A 21,943-nucleotide genomic window follows, 5' to 3' on the forward strand; every position below is an offset into this window, starting at 1 on the left:
CGCGCGCTCGAATCGCTGTTTCCCTGTGCGATTTCGCTAATTGCATTTTGAACATTACGCACCTGGGCGCTGACGTCATCAATGATCCAGCGGAACATGAGACCGAGCTGACCAATCGTGCGTACCGTCATGCCAATCTCGTCAACACGGTCCAAGTGAAGAGCACTGTGCGCGTCCCCGGAGGCCACGCGCAGCGCCTGCTTCAGCGCCTGCTCAAGCGGCCGGGCGATATGGGCTTCCAGTGCCCACGACGCGAGAAGCAAGCCGATCGTGGTGACTACAGCGGTACTGCCGAGCGCGATACCGCTCATGCCCAATGCCCATTGACTGAGGACGATAGGCACCAACGCGTGAGTAGCGTCCAACGGATGCGCCAGCGCATCGGCATGGACTTTAACGTGTTGGTCCACTTCCCAATGCCCGTGCGAATAATCAACCCTTTATGAAAGCGTTGACCGCCGCCTTTACCCTCACGGAAGGCGCGGTAGAGCGTTTCCGCAGCATTGATTTCTTCGCGTGACGGTTTGGTACGAACCGACATATAGCCTACTGTTCGGCTGTTACGCACGAGCGGAGTGGCGTTAGCACGCACCCAATAGTGGTCGCCATTCTTGCGTCGGTTCTTGACCAATGCTGCCCACGGCTCACCACCCTTAAGCGTTGCCCACATGTCGGCAAAGGCCTCTTTGGGCATGTCGGGATGTCGAACGAGATTATGAGGCTGTCCTTCGATCTCATCGCGGCTAAACCCGCTCACCTCGATAAACGCGTCGTTGGCGTAGGTAATGTTGCCGTGAGTGTCGGTCGTCGACATCAGGGTCGCGTTGGCCGGAAAATTAAACTCGCGCTGAGTGACTGGGAGATTGCTTCGCATGGAGATCAGTTGCGTAACGTTTATATGGAACCGCAAACGGGACACTAAGCCTGAGCTAAGGGAACAGAGTCGCGATTTGGCTCGATACTTTTGTTTACGGCAAAGCTTCTCGAATCAGGAGGGGACTGAGGTTTTTTTCAGTATTATTATTCAAATACTGTCATCCCTTGATTTAGATCAACGTCTAGGTGCTGTTTCTCTGAAGCTGCCGCATAGGGCAGGACTAGGGTAGGTTTTATCTACAGGCCGCCGTCACTCGAAAGCCTATCTGCATCAATTGAGTTTTTCCATCAACCCACACTCGTCAAAATCGGTTAGTTCAAAAGTGTGCCCGATATCTGTTAGGGCGACCATTTCCACTCGAGCAGGGTGAGAACGATGCGCCAGCAGACGCTTTGCGGGCAAACCTTGGCGGGACGGCGAGCCGCGCTGCGACGTGCGCTGCCAAGCGCTGCAGCAGGCACCGATGCGTAGCCAACAGGCGAACTGTTTCGGATTAGCTCACGGCTGATAGCTGCCGGCGAGGCGCCCGAGTATGCGGGCCATGGCCCGCATACTCAAACCCTGCAGATGCAAGCTTGCAATGCTCAGGTGTTCTTCAGGTTGCAGTTGCTGGTACGAAGTTTTTTTGGAGATTGCGACACCTTATACGAGACAGGTGTCGCACTTCACATTTGATAACGCCCTTGAATGGCTATCTTATTTGCACAAAAATCCGTCAAAGTATATAACTCCGTGGGTAACTAAACTAACCCTCCAACGGATAATAGGGAGTACAAATGGACTATGCCATGAGCGTGAAGAAAATCATGAGCACCAGAGTTGTCACTGTTGAGCTGGGTGACAAGCTATCCGCGGTTAAGGAAATTTTCGAGAATTGCAAATTCCACCACGTACTCGCAGTCGAGGACGGTGAGCTTTTAGGCATCGTGTCGGACGGGGATTTGTTCAAGGCGCTGAGTCCGAACATTGGAACTTTTACGGAAACCTACAAGGATGCCGCGACTCTAGACAAAAGAGTGCATCAAATCATGGAGCATCATCCTATTGTACTGGGCGAAAATGCCACGATCGGTGACGCGATTGATTTATTCAATACACACAATATTTCTTGTATTCCTGTTGTGAACAGTCAAAATTGGCCCGTTGGAATCATCTCTTGGAGAGACATCCTAAAAAATATTCGGCCGGCAATGTTGCCCGTTTGATTGGCTGCCTTTCCGTCTGACGATCTCCTTGACAAGCGCCGTCGTGGTCATCAGATGGAGCGCAGATATCGTCGCGGTAAGAACAGCAAGCAGTGCTACTGTCGATCGAGAATTGATCTGAATGTGAAAGTTTGGCATCAACAACCGAGTCAGAAGTCCGCCTTTCTGATAAGCCAAGCTTACGTTTTCCGTATTTGAAAGTCAGCAGGTTGGATGTTCGGTTGCACTTCAGTGTGGACGGCTTTTTTGCACTATCGATCGTCGACGAATCAGTCACCAATGTCGAGCGGCCGAACGTGGCCGAACGCGGGCGACCGGCATTGCGAACTGCATGGCGTCGAATAGGCAAGTCTGCAGCCCCAATATGACCACAGCGCCCCCCTTGCCTGTTGCGAAAACGCGAAGCCGATCGAGCTGCTCACGATAGCGGCACGGTCGCGCGGCTATTCTTAAACTCGATTGCGACCTGCAATAGAAGCCAAAATCAGATCCACTTAAAGCCTAATTGCCTAAGCAGCGTAGCGCGTCGTCGAAGCGCAATCGCGTTCTGGGAGATGCCTTCTTGGGCAACTGGAATACTTTGATACCAGAAATCGTCACGCTTGCAGCTGTGTGCCGACAAAACTCGACAGCAACCTGTTCTCCAACATGATGCTGAAGTAGATTCGGATCGACGGGACCACAAAGGCCGCCTTTTCGGCAACGCGACAAAACGGTTAAAGTCGCATCGCCGTCAAAAACAAAATACCCAAGATCGGATGTTGCAGTTGACGATATCCGGTCGGGCACTGATCATCGCGATTTGTCCCTTCACCAGGCTCGATGCTGGACTTTTCGATGACAGATATCAAGTTGCGTGGTCAGCGCACTACCTTTCGCACGAGCCTGCCCCACCGGCTTGTCGGGAGATCCCGTCGATAAGACGGGTTTGGCTGACGGGCGAATTCGCTGCTTGAATACCCTCGCGTTCTGGCCGTCTGGAGCCGGCGCCTTCTGGGGGCAAGCCATGTCCAACAAACAAAACGAACCGCTCGTCATCCTGCGTCGGTGGCAGGTCGAGGCGAATACGGGGTTGTCACGCTCAACCATCTACCGGCGCATGCGCGTCGGCACGTTTCCACTGCCGGTACAATTGGGTGTCCGCATGGTCGGATGGCGTGCCGCCGACATTGAGCGGTTCCTCGCGAATCCCACCCGCTACCGGGCTTCGGTGCCGCAATGTCCGGACCATGCGGAGCCGACGTTATGAGTTGCGACCCTGGTGCTGTGCCCCTTGCCCGTCGCCTCGATAACTGGGGAAACACGTCGCGCGGTGCCTATGATCCGGTCGATGCGGCGCGGGTGACAAAAGCCTGGCAGACGTTGCATCCGAGGCATCGGGAGATGCTGAGAATGGTCTATCTCTGGCATGCCCGTCGCGAGGTTGTCTGCCGGCGACTGCGTATACCCCGACGACCAGCGCAACGCTTCGAACTGGAACTCGTGGCAGCGCGCCTGGAATTGGCGCAGGCTCTTGCCAATAGTCCGAGACTCGGCAACGTTGGTCTACCTCCAGCCGGCGAAAGGTGAGGCGTGCGAGCTCTCCTTGTGAACGAAGCTGGCTCGGTTCGCCAGCCGGCGTTTCGTTGGTTGGTGTCGTCGGCCTATGGCAACGTGCGTGTGAACGCCCATGTACGTGAAAATTATTTTGGGAACGCCTAGGAATGCCTGGGAACACGTGGGTAAATGGAAAGAGCGCGAGGCGTCTGAAGGCTCTTGCATTGCACCGCGCGCTTGCCTACAGTGAAACCAACAATCTGATCCGGTCAACGTGCGAAGCACGACCGAGTACGCGTTAGCGGCCCCGAAGTACCGACGTCACTGCGACGACGTGATGCGCCGCAAGACATCCCAAAGCCTGCATCCGCAGGCTTTTCTGTTTTCTGGCCCGATGCAACGTTCCTGCGTTGAGCCCGCGGTCAGCCTCCTCGGCGCCGCGGGTTCTTTTTTCATCGCCCGTGACTGTCTGGTGTTTTCGGTCGGCCTGACGATGGGAATGACGGACCATGAAGACACTTCTGATTGCAGCGGAAAAGGGCGGCACCGGCAGGAGCGCACTGCTGTGCCAGTTCGCGCATTATCTGCGCCGGGTGCGCGGAGCCAGGGTACTGGTGCTCGATCTGGCGCAGCCCGCCTGCAGCACGGCGTCGCTCACACGCACCGCCCAGGCGGTGATACCTTGCGGCGAGCGCGGGCCCGTGAAGCCGCACACGCAGACATGCAGAGCGCGCGCACCTCGCATCCAGGTACTGCCGGCGCACGCAGTCCACGGGCTCCCGTCGGAGGCAGGCGAGAGCGGCGCACGCTACTACGCGAACATGCGACACCTGCTGCGCGTGGTGGCGCCTTTCGTGGACGTCTGCCTAATCGACTGTCCGCCACTGCCCGACCCGCGCGCCGTGTGTGCCGAGGCCAACGCGGATGCGATGCTGAGTCCGATCGTGCTGTCAAGGGAAGCATTTGACAGTACACACGATCTGATCAACGGTCCGCACGGCGTGCGCAATGTTCGAGCCAGGCTCAACCCTGCGCTGCGTTTCTTCGGACTGTTGCCCAACATGGTGGAAGATACGCCGCTTCAGCGGGCACAGGCGCGGGCGCTTCAGGCGCAAATGGGTGAGTGGTTGATACCAGATCCGCGCGATCCCAACGGTTTTCTTCGGATGCCGCGCCTGGATGCGATTGCACAGGCACAGGCCGCAGGGGTGTCGGTATTCGATATCGCTTCGAGCGACGTGCCAGCACGCCCCGCGTGGCGCGCGGTGCGCCACTGCTTTGATGAGATTGCGCTTCGGCTGGACAGCGTCGCCGCGTGCGGGCTGGGCACCTGCACGGAGGGTGACTCCGCTGCTAAGCCTGGTCCAACGGAGATGGCCCATGTGTAACGTGTCGATCCGTTCATGGGCGTCACGCCTCATGCGCTGCCTATCGCTGGGACTTGCCTGCTTCATCGGCACCTCGGTGATCGCATCCAGGCTCGCCCATGCCGACGACTGGGGCTGCCAGGTGATCCTCTGCCTCGCCAATCCGGGTGGCCCGGAACAGTACGCCGAATGCGTGCCGCCGATCGAGAAACTCTGGCGAGCGTTGCGACATGGCGATGCGTTCCCGACGTGCGATTTCGGCGCAGGTGGCTCGCGGAGGACATCCGCGTCGGACACCTTCGCCAGTGCTTCGTATTGCCGTGGGGATCTTCTTTACTGGGGTGGGCCGGAGCAGAGCGAGCTGCTCTGTGGTGCGCGCGGCGCCATCAACATCGAGATCGACGGCGAGCTCTACACACGGGTCTGGTGGGACGCGGCTGGCGAGGACCGGACGATCACGGAATTCTACGGTGGCGGAAGTACCGAGGCACCCTACGACCCGACGCAGTCGGCCCGCCTGTTGATGGAGCGCATGCAACGCGAAGAGGGTGGTGAGCACGATGAGGCAGGAGGCCGCTGATGATGGCGTTCGACTTCATGACGCTCGCGCAGCAATGTGCCCCTCAGGTTTCGCCGGCAACAATGGCGGCGATCGTGCGCACCGAGTCCTCGTTTAACCCCTACGCCATCGGCGTTGTGCACGCCCTGCTGCTGCGCCAGCCAGCCAGCCTCGAGGAAGCCACGGCTACAGTGCGGGCACTCGAGGCGAGCGGGTGGGACTACAGCGTGGGCCTGGCACAGGTCAGTCGGGCGAACTGGTCGCGCTATGGCATGAGCGTGCAGAACGCATTTGATCCTTGCCTCAACCTGGCCGCTGGAGCCGCCATTCTGCATGACTGTTACGCACAGGCGCGCAAGTCGCGCTCCGACGTCCAGGGCGCACTGCGAGCAAGCCTGTCCTGTTACGCGAGCGGCGATTTCACGACGGGATACAGGACAGGATATGTGCAGCGCGTGGTCCAGAACGTGGCTGATAGCGTGTCCGCGCATCTGGTCCCCAGCGTACCGGCGATCGACCCGGCGGTGAGCCCGATCCCGGTGACCCGGGCGATTCCCGTCGTGCCGCTGGGTCGCGGTGGTTTTGCGCAGCGGGTGCCGCGCCCGCTCCCGGCGCAACCGGCTTCTGCTGATGCTCCGGGGCCACAGTTACCCCAGGGCAACTCACCGGGGAAACCGCTGGGCGAGTCCTCGGACATCAGCGCGGTGGTGTTCTGAAGCCTAGGTGAAGGCAAGGACCTGCTTATCGGCGTACAAGGAGATTGTCATGAATGTAGTTATCCTAATTGAGAACAAGTCCAGCAAACGGATCTGCAGGATCCGGGATTTCGCCCGCTGGTTGGGAAAGCTTCTCGCCAGCGCCGTCCTGGCAGCGGCGCTGGCCTCACCGGCCTACGCACAGCTCTCCCAGGTCAACACGCTGTTGACGACGATCCAGACGACGCTGCTCGGGGTAGGTGGCGTGGTGTGCTCGATATCGATCATCTGGGCCGGTTTCAAGATGATGTTCCAGCACGCCCGGTTCGGTGACATCGCGAATGTCTTCATCGGGGGTCTCTTCGTCGGCTGTGCAACGGTGATCGCCGCGATGCTGATCCCGGCTTCTTGATCCCCGAGAAACGGAGCAGAACCATGAATGCGCTCAAGGATCCCTTATTCAAGGGCTGCACACGCCCCGCGATGCTCTGGGGCGTGCCGCTCGTGTGCGCGCTGATGGTCGGAGGCGGCATATTGATCCCGGCCATCTGGGCGCTCTTGGCAAGTCCTCCGGTCGGCGTGGGCATTCTCCAGCTGATGATCCCGATATTCGTCGCGATGCGCGTGATCACACGCAACGACGACCAGCGGCTCGCGCAACTGGCCTTGCGTCTGCGCATCGGCCTGCGGCAGCGCAACCGTCGGTTCTGGGGTGCGCATGCCTATATGCCGGTGCGCCTGAAGAGGAGGGCATGAGATGAATGCCGATCCGAAGCTCTCGGCCGTGGCGAACCGGGAAGTGGTGCTCGCTAACTTCATTCCGTATTCGACGCATGTGACCGATCAGGTCATCCGCACTCGTGAGGGCGACTACCTGCGTGTCTGGAAGATCGCTGGCATCGCGTTCGAGGCGGCTGATCCGGCCGACATCCTCGCGCGCCATGAGGGATTCAACCAGTTGGTGCGGGGGCTGGCGGGCGGCCACGTTGGCCTTTGGGCACACCGACTGCGCCGGCGCGTCACGGATCGCTTCGCGACACCGTATGCCAACCGGTTCTGCCAGGAACTGGCAACGCGTTATTACGAGAGCTTTAGCGGGTACCGGATGATGGCCAACGAGCTTTACCTGAGCGTTGTCTACCGGCCGAAGCGGACACGACTCGGACGGCTGTTCAGTCAAGCCGACCGGCGCACGCTGGACGACATCCGGCGTGACCAGCACGAGGCACTCAAGGTGATGGCGGACATCGCCGCACAGGTTGAATCGGGCCTCAAACCGTACGGCCCAGTGGCGCTCGGGGTCAATACGAAGCAGATGCAGTACACCGGGCGAGGCCGCCGTTTTTCCGCGGCGCTGGAATTTCTCGGCTATCTGGTCAATGCCGTGTGGGAGCCCGTGCCCGTGCCTTCCGGCATGATCCGCGAGGCGTTGCCAACTTCGAGGCTCTTCTTCCGTACCGAGAAAGTCGAAATTCGCATGCCATCGGCGACCCGTTACGCCGCATTGCTAGACCTGAAGGATTATCCACAGCAAACCGAGCCTGGCATGCTCAACGGGATGCTGTATGGAGATTTCGAGTATATCGAGACGCAGAGTTTCACCATCCTCGAGCGGCCCGCCGCAAAGGAGGCGCTGCAGCGCCAGCGCAATCAGCTCATGGCGGCCGAGGATGTGGCGGTGTCGCAGGTTGTTGCGATGGACCGAGCGCTCGACGAGCTGATCAATGGCGAGTTCGTGCTGGGCGAATATCACTATTCGCTCGCGGTGCTGGGCGAGACGCCGCATGACGTTGCAAAGCACGTGGCGAAGGCACGCACGCAGCTGGCCGACGCGGGCTTTCAGGCTGCGCTGGTCGACCTGGTGGCGGACGCCGCGTGGTTCGCGCAACTGCCGGGTAACTGGCGCTACCGCCCACGTGAGGCGAAGCTGACCTCTCGCAACTTCTGCGGGCTGGCGAGCCTGCACAACTTCGCAACGGGCAAGCGCGACGGCAATCCGTGGGGCGAGGCGATCACGATCGTCAAGACGCCAAGCGGCCAGCCGCTCTATCTCAATTTTCATGCGACACCCGAGAAGAAGGACTCGACCGACGAGAAGGCACTTGCCAATGTCCAGATCATCGGGCAGGCGGGCTCAGGCAAGACGGTGCTGGAACTGATGCTGCTCGCGATGGCGATGAAGTTCGGCATTACCGCGGTGCTCTACGACAAGGACCGGGGTACCGAGATCGCGATCCGCGCGATGGGTGGCATCTATACCGTGTTCCGTCGGGGGGAGCCAACAGGGCTCAATCCCTTCCAGCTTGAGCCGGACGAATTCGTGATCGACTTCTGGGAGAGGCTTGTTCGCAAGCTGGTGGATCACGGAGTGCTGCTGCTGGCGAAGGACGAGATGGATATTTCGCGGGCCGTGCGTGAGGTGGCCCGCATGGAGAAGCGGCTGCGACGCCTGTCGGTGGTGCGCCAGCTGCTGCCCAACGTCGGGGAGAACAGCCTGCATGCGCGGCTCGCGAAATGGTGCGCGGGGGGGCGGCTGGGGTGGCTGCTCGATAACCCTTTGGACCGACTCGATTTTACCCGTGCGCGTCTTTTCGGCTTTGACGACACTGAGCTGCTCGACGATCCCGAAGTATCAACGCCCCTCACGATGTATCTGCTGCATCTAACGCAAAGCCTCATCGACGGCCGGCGCTTCGTCTATGTAATGACGGAATTCTGGAAGCGGCTCGGCGATCCGGTTTTCACGGACTTCGCGAACAACAAACAGAAGACGATCCGCAAGCAAAACGGACTCGGTATTTTTGATACGCAGTCACCTGCAGATGTGCTGCGCAGCGACATTGCGCGCGCGCTCATCGAGCAGACCGCGACGTTTTTCTTCCTGCCGAACCCGCGCGCCGATTATGACGATTATGTGCGCGGCTTCAAGCTGACCGAGGCCGAGTTCAACATCGTACGCACCCTTGGCGAAAACAGCCGGCTCTTTCTTTTCAAGCAGGCTCACCGCTCGGCGATCGGCCGCTTAGATCTTGCTGGTCTTGGAGACGTGCTCGATGTGCTGTCGGGCACGACCGATAACGTCGCGCTGCTCGACACCATCCGCGCCGGGGTGGGTGACGTCCCGGATGACTGGTTGCCGCTCTTTCACGAGCAGCTTGCGAAGCGTCGGGCCGCAGACGCGCAGATGTCCCACGCGCTGTCTTTGCGCACAGGGGACTTGAAATGAGCGGGCTCTTTAGCGCAGTCGGCGGCACGCTGGAGAACGGCATGGGCACGTATGTGACCAATGTTTCGTCGGCGCTCTCCAGTGCGCTCGTGCCGGTGGTCACCACGGCAGTCACGATCTGGGTTCTCGCATATGGTCTTGCGGTGGTGCGGGGTGAAGCGCACGAGTCGGTGCCTGCGTTTGCGTGGCGTGGCCTGAAACTCGCAACCATCCTCGCCTTCGCGCTCGGCTCGGGCATCTACCAGGCGCAGGTGGTCACCACCGTCAATGATGTCACCGCGGGGCTCGCACAGACGATCCAGAGCGCGGCCGCGAACACCGCAGCGGGCAACCCCGGATGCGGCTCGGTCAGCGGCAGCAGCGTGACGGGCTCGAGTGCGGCGGCCATCTATCAGACGCTCGACTGCTACGACCAGCAGATCGACCTTGTGATGGACGCCTACTTCGACCAGGCGATGCACGAAGGCTTCAGTGCAAGTGGCATCGTCGCGGGCGTTGGTGACTTCCTGTGTGGGCTTGTGGCGGCCCTCGGCGGTTCCATCTTCCTGATGGTGCTCGCATTCGAAGTCGTCATGGCGAGGATGCTGCTCGCTCTCGTGCTGGGGCTCGGGCCGGCGTTCATCGCCTGCGGCGCGTTCGGTCCGACTGCACGCTTTTTCGAGGCATGGACGGCGAAAGTCGCCAACTATGCCTTGCTGCAGGTACTGATCGCCGCCTTTCTGGGCATGGCACTAACCGCCTTCTCGAGCGATCTCGCGACATTTCACGTGACCACATCGGCACCTGACGCAAACGCGGCCAGCCTGGTTGCGAACGCACAGCAGCGCCTGACCGGTGTGGCCACGCTTGCCTCGGCACTGGGACTTTTCGTGACCGGCGCGTTCCTCGCCATGGTGGGCTGGCAACTGCCTGCGGTCGCCTCGGGCCTCGCTGGCGGCGCAACGCTGTCGGGTTTCGGGGCATTCGTCGCCGGTCTTGCCTCGCGCCAGGTGGTCGGTGGCTTCATGTCTGCGCTGCGCTGGGGACATGTCGAGCGGCGCCCGGGCGGTGCGATCGACAACCGTGGCCGCTCCGATGTTGGTTCCGGTGTTGGTCCCGGTGGAGGTCCCGGGGGAAGCACAGATGGTACCCCGGGCGGCAGCGGTGAAGTGCCGGCGTATCAACGTGTGGCCCGTGAACATCTGGGTGGCGAGGGTGACTGAAGCGAGGGCAAACATCATGAGCAAACCATACGCACTGGTGCGCGTTGCCGCAGCGGCGGTCTTGGCTGCTGACTTCGCGGGGCCGGTTCATGCGCAGGGGATTCCGGTTTTCGATGCGCAGAACGTCGCGCAGGCCATCTCGACGGTCGCGCAACTCGAACAGCAAGTCCAGCAGGAAATCCAGCTCTACCAGTCGATGAACGGGTCCCGCGGATTCGGCGCATTGCTCAGCGATCCGGTGCTGGCGAATTCCCTGCCATCGAACTGGACGGGCGTCTATACGTCGATCCAGAAGGGCGGCTACGCGGGACTCACGGGCAACGCGCAGGCGCTGCGCTCGGCAGGCGAGATTTACAACTGCGAGGACCGGAGCGGGATTGACCAGCAGGTCTGTCAGCGGGCACTAAACAAGCCCTTCCAGGACAAGGCGTTCGGCATGCAGGCGTATCAGACCGAGCTTCAGGAGTTGAGTCAGATCCAGAGTCTGATGCAGCAGATTGATGTCACGCAGGATCCGAAAGGCGTCGCCGAGCTGCAGGCCCGCATCCAGTCAGAGAGTACCGCGGTGGGTAACGAGATGACGAAGCTGCAGCTCTTCAGGATGCTCTCGGATACCGAGGATCGGCTCATCGCCGAGCAGCAGGGTGAGCTTGTGATGAGCCGGGCTGGCAATACGGCACGGTTGCAGGACCAGATGGTACCGGCCACGTTCGGCAACTGAAGGAGCGCAGCATGAAGAACCTGATGATGACCATACCGGGTGTCTTTTTAGTCATCCTTATCGAATCGTGCAGCGCAAATCCACCGAAACCAGTGTTGCCCGATGGCTCGCATCGCGTGCCGGTGAATCGTGTACCACCGGTGCCACCCGCGCCACCCGTGACATCGACGGACGGGGCCAGCTCATGAAAGCCAGCCATGACTACCGGCGCGTGCTGGACATCGAGGCTTCGCTCACGGATATGCAGGTACGCTCCGAGCGGCGGGCATGGCACGTGGCCTACGCGGCAGCGGGCGTGGCTGCACTCAGCGCAGTGGCACTCGCGGTGATGGTCCCGTTCTACCGGGTGGTGCCGCTACCCATCGAGGTTGATCGTCTGACAGGCGAGTCACAGGTGATCGATGTGCTCGATGCGAAGCACGTGCATACAAGCGAGATCCAGGACAAGCACTGGGTTGACGTCTATGTGCGCTCGCGCGAGCGCTATGACTGGGGCCTGCTGCAGATGGACTACGACCGGGTGCTCGACATGAGCGCGGATACGATCGCACGGGATTACCGCCAGTTCTACAGCGGTCCGGATGCACTTGACCGGCAACTTGGCGCCGGCACCGAGCGCCGCGTCCGGATCCTGTCGACCACACTGCCACCCGATGAGCCGGGTCGCGCGGTGGTGCATATCGAGCGCACCACTCGCAAACATGGCGAGGACAACGCCGAACCGCCCCAGCGGTTCGTGGTGACGCTCGCCTACACGTACCGGCCGCCGGTGTTCAAGCGGGAGAGCACGGCGCTCGAAAACCCGTTTGGCTTCACGGTGACGGCCTACAGCCGCGATCCCGAATACACACCACCCACACCACCGGCCTCGTTATCTGCAGCGGGAGGTGCCCGATGAATCCGCGCTTTCTGATTATGGCGCTGTTCGCCTCGCTGGCGACCCAGGTCGCACACGCCTACGACGTGCCCGGCTGGTCACGCGATTCGCGTGTGCGCCAGGTGCTGTACCGCGCGGATGAGGTGGTGCGCATCGACGCACAGCGCGGCTTTGCCACCCATATTGCGCTCGATGCGCATGAACGTCTTCTGGTTGTCGCCCCAGGAGACCGCGACGGCTGGCAGGTCGTGGCGAACCGGGGCGAGCACGACGTGTGGCTCAAGCCCCAGCTTGCCGCGCACGACACGAACCTGGAAATCCGTACCGACCTGCGCAGCTACAGCTTCGATCTCGTGGTGCTGCCCCTGAAGGCGAAGTTCGCTAATCACGAGGAGGTGTATCGCGTCACGTTCAGCTATCCGGATGAGGGACAGGAAAAAGCTCGCGCCGATGCGGATCGGGCACTCGTGCAGCAGCGCCTTGCACAGCCGCCGATTGCGCGCAATGCCCGCTACTCGATGCAGGTCATGCCGCACTCGGACGACATTGCGCCGGTTGCCGCATGGGACGACGGTCGATTCACGTACCTGCGCATCCCCAACAACCGCCGCGTTCCTGCGATCTTCCGGATCGCGCAGGACGGTAGCGAGAGCGTGGTGGATCGGCACATGGAGAGTGACGTTGTCGTCATCCACGAAGTTGCACGGCGCTTCGTGCTGCGGCTCGCCGATGAAGCGGTGGGTATCTGGAACGACGCGTACGACATGGACGGTGTGCCACCGAAAGATGGCACGACGGTGACTGGCGTGAAGCGTGTTCTGCGAAGTGACGGCCATGAGTGACCATACCCCGCACAACCCGATGGAGCCGGACGGTCCCGCTGAGCGCAGCCGCAATCCCGATAATGCGGGCAACCTGGAGAATGCGGCTATTGCCGAAGGTCCAGACGGGGCATCGCCCGAGCGCGACATGCCGGAGCTGGGGCAATACGGTAGCGGTCGTCCACGCGCGTGGTGGCTGACGCCACTCGCTATCGTAGCGGTGGTGCTCGCCGGTGCGGTCTGGACTGTGCACGGCTTTCTGGCACGGCACGACGCGGCGGCCCAAGCCCGACGCGATGCCGCGCTTGACCAGCCGGTGCAGGGGAGGATCTTCGGCGACCCGCAGGCATCGGCTGCTGGCATGCCGGCATCGGCTGCGCACCCTGCAAGCGCGCCTGAGGCCAAGGGCGTGCCCGCGTCCGCGGCGCTCACGCGTTCGCCGGCGAATTCAGCGCGCGTGCCGACTGTGCGCAGCTACTACGACGCGCCGTTAATGACGACCGGTGGCTCCAGCAGTGCGGGGACACTGGAGAGCGCACCGACCGCCGCACCGCAGAGCGGTGCCGGTACGCCTGCGCCCGCGTCCTTGTCGGGCATGGTGAGTACACCCACTGCTGAGCGTGGGCAGGCCGGCAGTCCGCTTGGCCAGGCGCTGACGCCCACTTTGACACCCCGGGTCACAGCGGGACTTCTCGGCGATCGCAGCCTAATTCTGGCCCAGGGCGCGAAGATCGACTGTGTGGGGGACACCGCCTTCGATTCGACGCAAGCCGGCATCTCCACTTGCACGGTCACCCGCAACGTGTATTCGGATAACGGGCGCGTGGTGCTCGTCGAGCGTGGCTCGCAGATCAACAGCGAATACCGCTCCAATTTGGCACCGGGGCAGACACGCGTATTCGTGCTCTCAGCCAGAATCAGGACGCCCCATGGCGTGACGATCGAGATTGACTCACCAGCTGCTGACGCGCTGGGGCGCATGGGTGTTGGTGGTTACGTGAACAACCATTGGGGCGAGCGCATTGGCGCGGCGATGCTGCTCGGCATGACCCAGGATGCAATCGGTTACCTCGCGACGCGTGGCGGGAACGGCAATGGATCCGTCGTCTTCGAGAACACGCAGCAGCAGGGCAACGACATGGCCACACGCGTACTCGACAGCACGATCAACATTCCGCCGACACTCACGCAGGACCAGGGCGCGGAATTCACGATCATCGTCGCACGGGATCTGGATTTCAGCACGGTCTATGCATTGCAGCCGGAGGCGCTTCGATGAACACAGGCGCATCCACACCAGAGCGGCTTGACGAAGGGCTTCTCGCGCGCCTGCCGGACGATGCGTCGGTGCGTGAGCTGATGCGCCCGTTTGCGCCGCTGCTCGATGACACGGATGTGACCGAGCTGGTGGTCAACCGGCCTGAGCGCGTGTTGACCGAAACACACCTCGGTTGGCGGGCGCACGACTGCCCCGATCTCGACTTCGAACGGCTGATGTCGTTTGCGGTGGCCATTGCGACGCTTACCAGCCAGGCAGTGTCGGCCGAGCACCCGGTGCTTTCAGCGCTCCTGCCGGGCGGTGCGCGCATCCAGGTCGTGGTGCCCCCAGTGGTGCCGTCGCGCACGGTGTCACTCACGATCCGCCGGCCCTCGTCCAAAGAGAAGACGCTCGGCCGCTATCGGGCAGAGGGCCTGTTTGACGACACGTCGTGGCTTCGTCCGGTAGGGCTCGATGACGACGCGCTCGGATTGCTGTGCCTAGCGGACCGGCAACTTGTAAGCCGCCTCGACGAGCGTGACTTTGCGGCCTTCTTCGCACGGGCGGTCACAGAACGTCTGAACATCGTGATCGTCGGCAGTACCGGATCGGGCAAGACCAGCTTCATGAAGACACTGTGCCAGCACATCCCCGTGGGCGAACGCATCGTGACCATCGAGGATGTCCGGGAGCTGTTCCTCCGACATATCGAGAACTGCGTGCATCTTGTCTACAGCAAGGGTGGCCACGGCCAGGCCCAGGTGACGCCCGCGGACCTGATCGCCAGCGCGATGCGCATGCGCCCTGACCGCGTGCTGCTGGCCGAATTGCGCGGGGCTGAAGCGTACGACTTCCTCAAGCTGCTGACGACCGGGCATTCCGGCTCGATTACGAGCTACCACGCCTCCAGCGCAGCGGTTGCCATCGAGCGGTTTGCGCTGATGGCGAAGGAACATCCCGAAGCGCGCGCCTATGACGATGCTGCGCTCAAGCGTCTGCTGTTTCTCACGATCGATGTGGTGGCGCACATGCAGGCGCAACCAGTATTCGACGATACCGGCACGCAGGCCGCCAAACGCTGGGAGATGACCGAAATCTGGTTTGATCCGCTGCGCCGATACCGGGCCGCGCTCGGGTAACTGGAAATTGGAAGGAGAAATTCCGATGAAAGCACCAATTCCGAATCCCGCAGGACAGTGCGTCGTGCAGCCTAGCGCACAGGGCCGGACCACGTCTGCTACTACAGCGATGATGATGCCGGCCGATCAGTCTGACAGTCAGTCACCAGATCGGCATGAACTCTGGCATCACGTCCGAGGCGGCGCGATCACGCTGATGGTCGTGGCCGCTTTCGTCGCCGGTCTCGTGGCGGCCATGTGGTTTGCCTCGTTTTTCCTGTACGCGAGCCTGCGAATCAATCCGTTCCATGCGGGGACGTGGGGTTGGTTCGACGCAGCGCGGGCTTGGTACGCGGGTGGCCTGCCGAAGGAAGGCCGCCGGATCGCCGGTTCGGCCCTGTTCGGGCTGCTGCTGGCCTATGGTGCGCCGGGTGCCGCTGCGTATGCCCTGTTGTGGGGTGCCTCCGGCCGACGGCAACTGTATGGCAGTGCGCGCTTTGCGAGCGAAGCGGAAATCCGCGCGGCGGGGCTGCTGTGAACACGCCCACGATTCGCAACGCCGGTCCCGCGCTCGTTGTCGGCGTGTGGCGAGGACGTTATCTGCGCTTTGCCGGACAGCAGTTCGTGCTGCTTGCGGCACCAGCGCGCTCGGGCAAGGGCGTGGGCATCGTGATCCCGAACCTGCTCAGCTACCCTGACTCGGTAGTCGTGCTCGATATCAAGCAGGAGAACTATAACGTCACCGCCGGGTTCAGGCGTGCACACGGTCAGGCGGTCTACCTGTTCAATCCGTTTGCCGAGGATGGCCGCACGCACCGGTACAACCCGCTGTCAGCGATCTCGGGCGGTGTATTTCGCGTGGGAGACATCCTCGCGATCGGCTACGCACTGTATCCAGTGGGCGGTCACGACGACTTTTGGAAGGACCAGGCGCGCAATCTCCTTCTCGGTATTGTGCTGCTCCTGTGCGAGTGGCGAGACGCGCGCCGCACAGGCAACATGGCTGTGCCGGTCCATCCGGTCACGATGGGTGAGGTTCTGCGGCAGTCCTCGGGCAACGGCATGCCGGTGAAGGCGTACTTGCAGGAGGCGCTGCTGCAGCACCGCAGCCTCCTGAGCGGCCCCTGTGTTGACGCGCTGAACCGCTTCCTTGCGAACGACGACAAGGTGCTCGCGAGCGTCCTCGCAACCTTCAACGCGCCGCTCACGATCTGGGCCAACCCCATTGTCGATGCGGCGACGAGTGGTAACGACTTCGATCTGCGCGACGTGAGAAAGCGCCGCATGACTATCTATATCGGCATCACGCCGGATCACCTGGCCGAGGCGGCGCTGCTGGTCAACCTCGTGTTCTCGCAGCTGGTAAACCTTAATACGAAGGAGTTGCCCGAAGGAAATCCCGCGCTGAAATTCCAGTGCCTGCTGCTGATGGACGAATTCACTTCAATCGGGAAGATCCAGATCATCGCGCGGGCCGTCCCTTACATGGCGGGGTTCAACCTGCGCATGCTGTCGATCGTGCAGTCGGTCTCGCAGCTTGAGTCGGTGTACGGCCGGGCCGATGCGCGCACGTTCGTGACCAACCACGCGATGCAGATCCTCTACGCGCCGCGCGAGCAGAAGGATGCAAACGAATATTCGGAAATGCTCGGCACCTTCACCGAACAGTCGCGCAGCGTGAGCCGCTCGAATGCGATCTTCGGTGCCCGGGGCGGCTCGAGCGAGAGCATCTCTTTGCAACGCCGGCCGCTGCTTCTGCCGCAGGAGCTGAAGGAACTCGGGCGCGGCAAGCAAATTATCCTGCTCGAGAACACCAAGCCCATCCTCGCCGACAAGATCTGCTACTGGCGTGATCCTGCCTTTACCGCACGCCTGGCGGCGCCACCGAAGGTCGCGGCGATGGATCTCGCCTGCTTTGCCGCGCAGACCGAACGGCGCCTGCGCGATCTCGATCCGTCAGAGGTCGATGCTGCCGGAACCGGACTCATCGATGTGCCCGTCGAACAGCTGGAGGTGTGGCGGGCCTGGGATCCGCGCGAGCTGCCAGCGAAACTGGCCGAGCTCAGCGAGGACGACGTGAGTGCCTATGTCGAGCGGCATTTCATGCTGCTGGGCGTGCCACGCGATCGTATTGTGGCGGCAAGACGTACGCTTTCGCTGTCCGAATTGGACGTGGCGGAATTGCGTGCGGCTGCGGCTACGCGGAAACGGCGCGCGGGCGGCAACGCGAGTGGGGCAAAGGAAGAGGCCGGCCCGGCTTCACGAGCCGATCTCAAAGCGAAGCGCAGGCGTGAGTCACAGTGTGAGTCGAACGTTGGGCCGATCACGGGAGGCCGTTGATGAACGCACCCTATGTCGATGAGCCGAACCGTGTTCGTGCCGCGCTCGCGGTGATCCCGGCCGACGACTACGCCACCTGGGTGGACATGGCGTTCGCCGTGAGGCAGGGGTTGGGTGACGCGGGCTTTGAAATCTGGGATGAATGGAGTCGCAGCGCGCAAAACTACAACGAGCGTGCGGCGCGCACGACATGGCGCTCCGCACGCGCGTCGGGTGGCAAGACGTTGGCTTCCCTCTTCTGGCTCGCTCAGCAGCAAGGCTTCGATGTCAAGGCCTCGCGAGTGCCGGTCACTGTCCCCGCGGCTTCACCGGGTCCGGAACGCGAGAGCTTCGCGCGTCGAGCCCGGGAGGCGGCACGGCAGTTGGCACATGAGCAGGCCCGTATACGTGCGCGCCACGCAGCTGTGGCGCACACGAGCGTGTCGATCTGGGAATGGGCGCGGCCTGTTGCGCCCGAGCATCCGTACCTCGTGCGCAAGCAGCTCGAGCCGGTTGCAACGTTGCGCGAACTCGAGGCACTCGAGCTGAAGGCGCTGCTTGGCTACATGCCGCTGAGTGCCGAAGAGCCGCTTGAGGGCCGCGTGCTGATCGTGCCCGCGCGGGTTGACGATGCGATGACGACGCTCGAGTTGATCGATGGTATGGGACGTAAATCGTCGCTGGCCGGTGGTGCAAAAAAGGGCGGTTATTGGGTGAGTGGGGTGAGCGGATCTTTGACGGGGCAGGCGGGCAACACGCCGATCCTGATCGCGGAGGGCATGGCGACGGCGCTGTCAGCACATCGGGCGACCGACTGGGTTGCGGTGGCGGCGCTGTCCGCTGGCAACCTGCCCCGGGTTGCTTCAGGCCTGCGTGAGCGATACCCAAGTGCTCCGCTCATCGTCCTTGGAGAACCTGGCAAGGGCGAGCGCTTTGCGCGCCAAGCCGCGCAGGCAGCACATGCGGCTCTCGCACTACCATCCTTCGTCCCGGATGCCCGCATCCATGGCACGGAGCCGACCGATTTCAACGACATGGCAGTGTTATGCGGTCTGGATGCCGTCGGTGGGCTTTTACGTGATGTCGCAAGCAGGACCACGACGAACCTCCCCGCGTTGACCGGTGCACCACCCGGTGCCGATGCAGGGAGGGCGGCTCGCGCGACAAACTTTGAATGGATGGAGGACGCAGACATGGGACGCGTGAAAGAGGAACTGACTGACGCAACGACGGATGAAGCCGCAGGCGCGAAGCGGCGCAGGACGGGCCGTAGGCAGCAGACACGCGATGTGCCAGTGCAGGACGCGCCGCTGGAAGCGGGATCGTCCGGTACGCCGCAGCCGGATGCCGGTCGCGCAGGCGCGGACACGGACAGCGCGCTTGCGTTCGTACAGGACGCACAGGACGCGGGGTCTCGGGGTCAGGCCCAATCCCGCGCGGCACCGCGCCGCGAGATTGGGCAGGCGTTGTACGGCCTGGATGATGTGCCTGGCGAAATCCGAGCGCTGGCGCAGCACCGGTTCGGCGCGCAGATCCGGATGGCGACGCCGCGCGAGAACGGTGGCCCCTATCGCGGCGAGGTGTTGAACACCGAACACTACGTGATCCAGGAGGTGGCGTCGCGAAGCGTGGTGTTCCACCGCAAGGATCACATGGAATTCGTCTCGGATCGGCTGAAGTGGATGGACCAGAACCAGCGGATGAATGGCGCCGAGGTGCAGATTGGCTACGACGGTGAGCGGCCGAAGGTCTATCCGTGGGACCGTGCGCGTGACCAGCTTGAACGTGTGGTGGCGTCGCTGAAGAAATCGGCGCGCGAGGCAGGTTTTGGCACGGACCTCGACCCGACGCTCGAGCAGTTGCAGTCGGTGTCGTGGACACGGATTCGTGAGGCGCGTGCCGTAGCGCTCGCGCAAGTCCGTGAACGCGCGGAACGCGAGACTGGTGGAAGTCCTGACCGGTAGGGCGTGTCTTCAATCGGGGAGGGCGCGCGCGAGCGTGAATGGACCATACGAGGGGTAGATCATGAGCAAAACGACTTTGGCTGAGCGCGCCGCAGCGGACCCGATGATCAACATGATCGAGCGGGCACCGTTGCCGAAAGAGGGCGGTGCGGGTGGAGGTGGTGAAAGCTTGGACCGAGCGGTGGCAGAGGCAATCGATGCGCGCCGGCGCCGCGAATTCGATGCGGTGCGGACGCGTCTGGGTGAGCAGGCGATGCCCAACGATCTTGGGCAGGCGCAATCCGCGGATTCCCGCAACCAAGCCACAGACCGGGCCTCGGCACCGCTTGGAGAGGCACGCTCTGCTGTCGATGGTCAGCGGGCACTGCAGATGGCGGTCATCGTTGCGGTCATGCGTGCACGGGGCTTCAGTGACGGGGCGATTAGGCGGGTGGAACCGCACGCCGGCAAGCTCTATGACACGTTTCGCGCCGAGGGCGTACGTGTACCCACACCGAGGGTGTTTGACCCGAAGGCACCGTCCACGCGCTTGCGCGCACTGCGCCCGGCGCCTGGGCGGTCGGCCGAGCGTGAGGTCGAGCGTACGCTGTCCGGGCCTGAGCAGCCGTCGCTGTAGGAGCATCCGTGAACACCCGTGCACGTCTGTCCATTGACCTCGGCGAGATAAAGCCGCGCTGGGATGACTGGTGCGCCCTGCATGATGTCACACCAGCCCAAGGTGTGCGGCAACTGATCCTCGATGCAGTTGCCGCAGATGAGCCGAACTGTCGGGCCGGCTGCGCCGACTTCATGCGCTCGCCCCCCGTTGGCGAGCATCGCGAACGCCTCGAGATCCGCCTGACCCGACCCGAATTGCACGCGGTCGAGCGGCAGGCAACGACATGCGGGTTCACCGCGAATCGCTGGGTCGTTGCGATGATCCGCGCGCAGTTGACGCATGTCCCCCAGTTCGGCGAGCAGGAGATGGTGCTGCTTGCCGCCTCGAACCACGCGCTCGCGAGGATCAGCCGCTCACTGGGACCGGTGATTCGTGAAATCGACCGGGATGGGACGGCTGCCGATGCAGGTAACGCTCGCCTGCTTGTGGAGCTGAAGACGCAGATCGATGCCCATCTGCGCGCGGTGTCGGGTCTGCTTCGCGCGAACATTGATCGCTGGAGTCGCTAGCATGCCTTTTCCGAAGATCTACATCGACACGATGCTCCTGAACTGGGGCGACCGGTTGTTCCACGATCCGTTGCGGCACGTCGGGGCGCCGCAGCTCTCGCACGTCCAGATCGGGAGTCAGGCGGCACGTGTGCGCGAGCAACTGGCGCGCACGCTGAAACATACGCCCGAGGTGATGGTGAAAATCACCAACAGGGCATCCGGTGGGCAGGGCATGGGTGCCGTGCGTCGGCATCTGCGCTACATCTCCCGCAACGGCGAGGTCCAACTCGAGGACCAGGACGGGCAGACCATTGTGGGCGCAGCCGCTCTGCACGATCTGGCCGATGCGTGGCAGTTCGGCGGCTGGGGACTACCGGAGACCAGCACGTATCGCGAGGTGTTCAACATCCTGCTGTCGATGCCCCCGGGTACGGAGCGTCGTGCGGTACATGATGCGGCGCGCGATTTTGCGGCGCTCGAATTCGGCGATGGTCGCGACTACGTCTTCGCCGCGCATGACGACCAGGCGCATCCGCATGTGCATCTGTGCGTGCAGGTGAGGGGCCCGGACGGGCGACGGCTCAATCCGGCAAAGCGTGACCTGCAGCGCTGGCGGGAGCGGTTTGCGCAGCAGCTCCAGGCGCATGGTGTGGAGGCGAATGCAACGTCACGGCGCACGCGCGGGGCGGCGCGCCGCTATCCAAAGCAAGCCGTCGTGTACATGCTGGAGCGCGGAGAAACGCCGCGGTACTGGCGCGCGGTGGCGACGGACACGCAGCGGCGCGCGGGCTGGGAGGCACATTTCGGCGTGTTCGCCGCGTGGCGCGAGATGGCGCTGGCGATGGCCGCGTCACGGGAGACCGATGACCGGCGTCTGGCCGTGGAGATCGTCGACTTCGTAAGGAATATGCCCGTGCTGCGCGATGGGCCGGTGATCGCGCCGATGGCGCCGGCTAGAGGCGAGCGGTCAGATCCGCGGCTGTCCGATCGTGGCCGTCAGCCAGACCATGACGCTCCGGAAGTGGATCGTTGATACGCGAGGCGATGAC

General features: G+C 62.5%; 21 protein-coding genes and 2 pseudogenes. 21 read left to right on the top strand and 2 right to left on the bottom strand.

The genetic code is table 11. The features are described 5' to 3' along the window. Together ACSQ83_RS13590 and ACSQ83_RS13595 are read right to left on the bottom strand one after the other, a co-directional pair. A pseudogene (locus tag ACSQ83_RS13590) lies at positions 1–874 on the bottom strand (PAS domain-containing protein); the annotation flags it as partial. A gap of 344 nt (positions 875–1,218) precedes the next feature. After that, positions 1,219–1,510: pseudogene (locus tag ACSQ83_RS13595) on the bottom strand (helix-turn-helix domain-containing protein); the annotation flags it as partial. A gap of 143 nt (positions 1,511–1,653) precedes the next feature. Between ACSQ83_RS13595 and ACSQ83_RS13600 the strand changes: the two are divergent. The 21 genes from ACSQ83_RS13600 to ACSQ83_RS13700 all read left to right on the top strand — a co-directional run bounded on the left by ACSQ83_RS13600 (position 1,654) and on the right by ACSQ83_RS13700 (position 21,927). Then, a complete protein-coding gene (locus tag ACSQ83_RS13600) occupies positions 1,654–2,082 on the top strand; it encodes a CBS domain-containing protein (RefSeq protein WP_436228495.1) in 429 nt (142 codons plus the stop codon). 1,006 nt (positions 2,083–3,088) lie between these two features. After that, entirely contained in the window at positions 3,089–3,331 is a 243-nt protein-coding gene (locus ACSQ83_RS13605; RefSeq protein ID WP_436228496.1) for a helix-turn-helix transcriptional regulator, read from the top strand. A 796-nt stretch (positions 3,332–4,127) separates the two neighbouring features. Then, entirely contained in the window at positions 4,128–5,006 is an 879-nt protein-coding gene (locus ACSQ83_RS13610) for a ParA family protein (RefSeq protein ID WP_436228497.1), read from the top strand. Continuing rightward, on the top strand, positions 4,999–5,565 hold the full coding sequence (locus tag ACSQ83_RS13615; protein WP_436228498.1) for a hypothetical protein: 567 nt from the start codon (positions 4,999–5,001) through the stop codon (positions 5,563–5,565). Before ACSQ83_RS13610 ends, ACSQ83_RS13615 begins: the two co-directional genes overlap by 8 nt. Next, a complete protein-coding gene (locus tag ACSQ83_RS13620) occupies positions 5,565–6,260 on the top strand; it encodes a lytic transglycosylase domain-containing protein (RefSeq protein WP_436228499.1) in 696 nt (231 codons plus the stop codon). The genes ACSQ83_RS13615 and ACSQ83_RS13620 overlap by 1 nt, the downstream gene beginning before the upstream one ends. Positions 6,261–6,309: 49 nt before the next feature. After that, entirely contained in the window at positions 6,310–6,651 is a 342-nt protein-coding gene (locus tag ACSQ83_RS13625) for a TrbC/VirB2 family protein (protein ID WP_436228500.1), read from the top strand. A 23-nt stretch (positions 6,652–6,674) separates the two neighbouring features. Continuing rightward, positions 6,675–6,995: a type IV secretion system protein VirB3 gene (locus ACSQ83_RS13630; RefSeq protein WP_414948840.1), complete on the top strand. Its 321-nt coding sequence runs from the start codon at positions 6,675–6,677 to the stop codon at positions 6,993–6,995. Between the two features lies 1 nt (position 6,996). Beyond that, entirely contained in the window at positions 6,997–9,465 is a 2,469-nt protein-coding gene (locus tag ACSQ83_RS13635) for a VirB4 family type IV secretion/conjugal transfer ATPase (protein WP_436228501.1), read from the top strand. Next, on the top strand, positions 9,462–10,667 hold the full coding sequence (locus ACSQ83_RS13640) for a type IV secretion system protein (RefSeq protein ID WP_436228502.1): 1,206 nt from the start codon (positions 9,462–9,464) through the stop codon (positions 10,665–10,667). The genes ACSQ83_RS13635 and ACSQ83_RS13640 overlap by 4 nt, the downstream gene beginning before the upstream one ends. A gap of 16 nt (positions 10,668–10,683) precedes the next feature. Continuing rightward, on the top strand, positions 10,684–11,388 hold the full coding sequence (gene virB5 / locus ACSQ83_RS13645; RefSeq protein ID WP_436228503.1) for a P-type DNA transfer protein VirB5: 705 nt from the start codon (positions 10,684–10,686) through the stop codon (positions 11,386–11,388). 11 nt (positions 11,389–11,399) lie between these two features. Beyond that, positions 11,400–11,576: a hypothetical protein gene (locus ACSQ83_RS13650; protein WP_436228504.1), complete on the top strand. Its 177-nt coding sequence runs from the start codon at positions 11,400–11,402 to the stop codon at positions 11,574–11,576. Beyond that, complete coding sequence (locus ACSQ83_RS13655) at positions 11,573–12,286, top strand: virB8 family protein (protein ID WP_414967404.1); 714 nt, start codon at positions 11,573–11,575, stop codon at positions 12,284–12,286. Before ACSQ83_RS13650 ends, ACSQ83_RS13655 begins: the two co-directional genes overlap by 4 nt. Next, positions 12,283–13,107: a TrbG/VirB9 family P-type conjugative transfer protein gene (locus ACSQ83_RS13660; RefSeq protein WP_436228505.1), complete on the top strand. Its 825-nt coding sequence runs from the start codon at positions 12,283–12,285 to the stop codon at positions 13,105–13,107. Before ACSQ83_RS13655 ends, ACSQ83_RS13660 begins: the two co-directional genes overlap by 4 nt. Next, positions 13,100–14,365: a type IV secretion system protein VirB10 gene (gene virB10, locus ACSQ83_RS13665; protein WP_436228506.1), complete on the top strand. Its 1,266-nt coding sequence runs from the start codon at positions 13,100–13,102 to the stop codon at positions 14,363–14,365. Before ACSQ83_RS13660 ends, virB10 begins: the two co-directional genes overlap by 8 nt. Then, complete coding sequence (gene virB11 / locus ACSQ83_RS13670; protein WP_414948849.1) at positions 14,362–15,483, top strand: P-type DNA transfer ATPase VirB11; 1,122 nt, start codon at positions 14,362–14,364, stop codon at positions 15,481–15,483. Before virB10 ends, virB11 begins: the two co-directional genes overlap by 4 nt. Positions 15,484–15,508: 25 nt before the next feature. Further along, positions 15,509–16,000: a hypothetical protein gene (locus ACSQ83_RS13675; RefSeq protein ID WP_436228507.1), complete on the top strand. Its 492-nt coding sequence runs from the start codon at positions 15,509–15,511 to the stop codon at positions 15,998–16,000. After that, positions 15,997–17,802, top strand: a complete 1,806-nt coding sequence (locus tag ACSQ83_RS13680; protein ID WP_436228508.1) for a type IV secretory system conjugative DNA transfer family protein — start codon at positions 15,997–15,999, stop codon at positions 17,800–17,802. The genes ACSQ83_RS13675 and ACSQ83_RS13680 overlap by 4 nt, the downstream gene beginning before the upstream one ends. Beyond that, a complete protein-coding gene (locus ACSQ83_RS13685; RefSeq protein ID WP_436228509.1) occupies positions 17,802–19,745 on the top strand; it encodes a PriCT-2 domain-containing protein in 1,944 nt (647 codons plus the stop codon). Before ACSQ83_RS13680 ends, ACSQ83_RS13685 begins: the two co-directional genes overlap by 1 nt. A 61-nt stretch (positions 19,746–19,806) precedes the next feature. After that, positions 19,807–20,361 (top strand): hypothetical protein, encoded by a 555-nt coding sequence (locus ACSQ83_RS13690; protein ID WP_436228510.1) that lies wholly within the window; start codon positions 19,807–19,809, stop codon positions 20,359–20,361. An 8-nt stretch (positions 20,362–20,369) separates the two neighbouring features. Further along, positions 20,370–20,912, top strand: coding sequence for a plasmid stabilization protein (locus ACSQ83_RS13695; RefSeq protein WP_436228511.1), 543 nt, complete (start codon positions 20,370–20,372; stop codon positions 20,910–20,912). Between the two features lies 1 nt (position 20,913). Further along, a complete protein-coding gene (locus tag ACSQ83_RS13700; protein ID WP_436228610.1) occupies positions 20,914–21,927 on the top strand; it encodes a relaxase/mobilization nuclease domain-containing protein in 1,014 nt (337 codons plus the stop codon). The last annotated feature ends 16 nt before the right edge of the window (positions 21,928–21,943 follow it).

The organism is Caballeronia sp. LjRoot29 (assembly GCF_964252755.1).
In the GTDB taxonomy this organism is placed as follows: Bacteria; Pseudomonadota; Gammaproteobacteria; order Burkholderiales; family Burkholderiaceae; genus Caballeronia.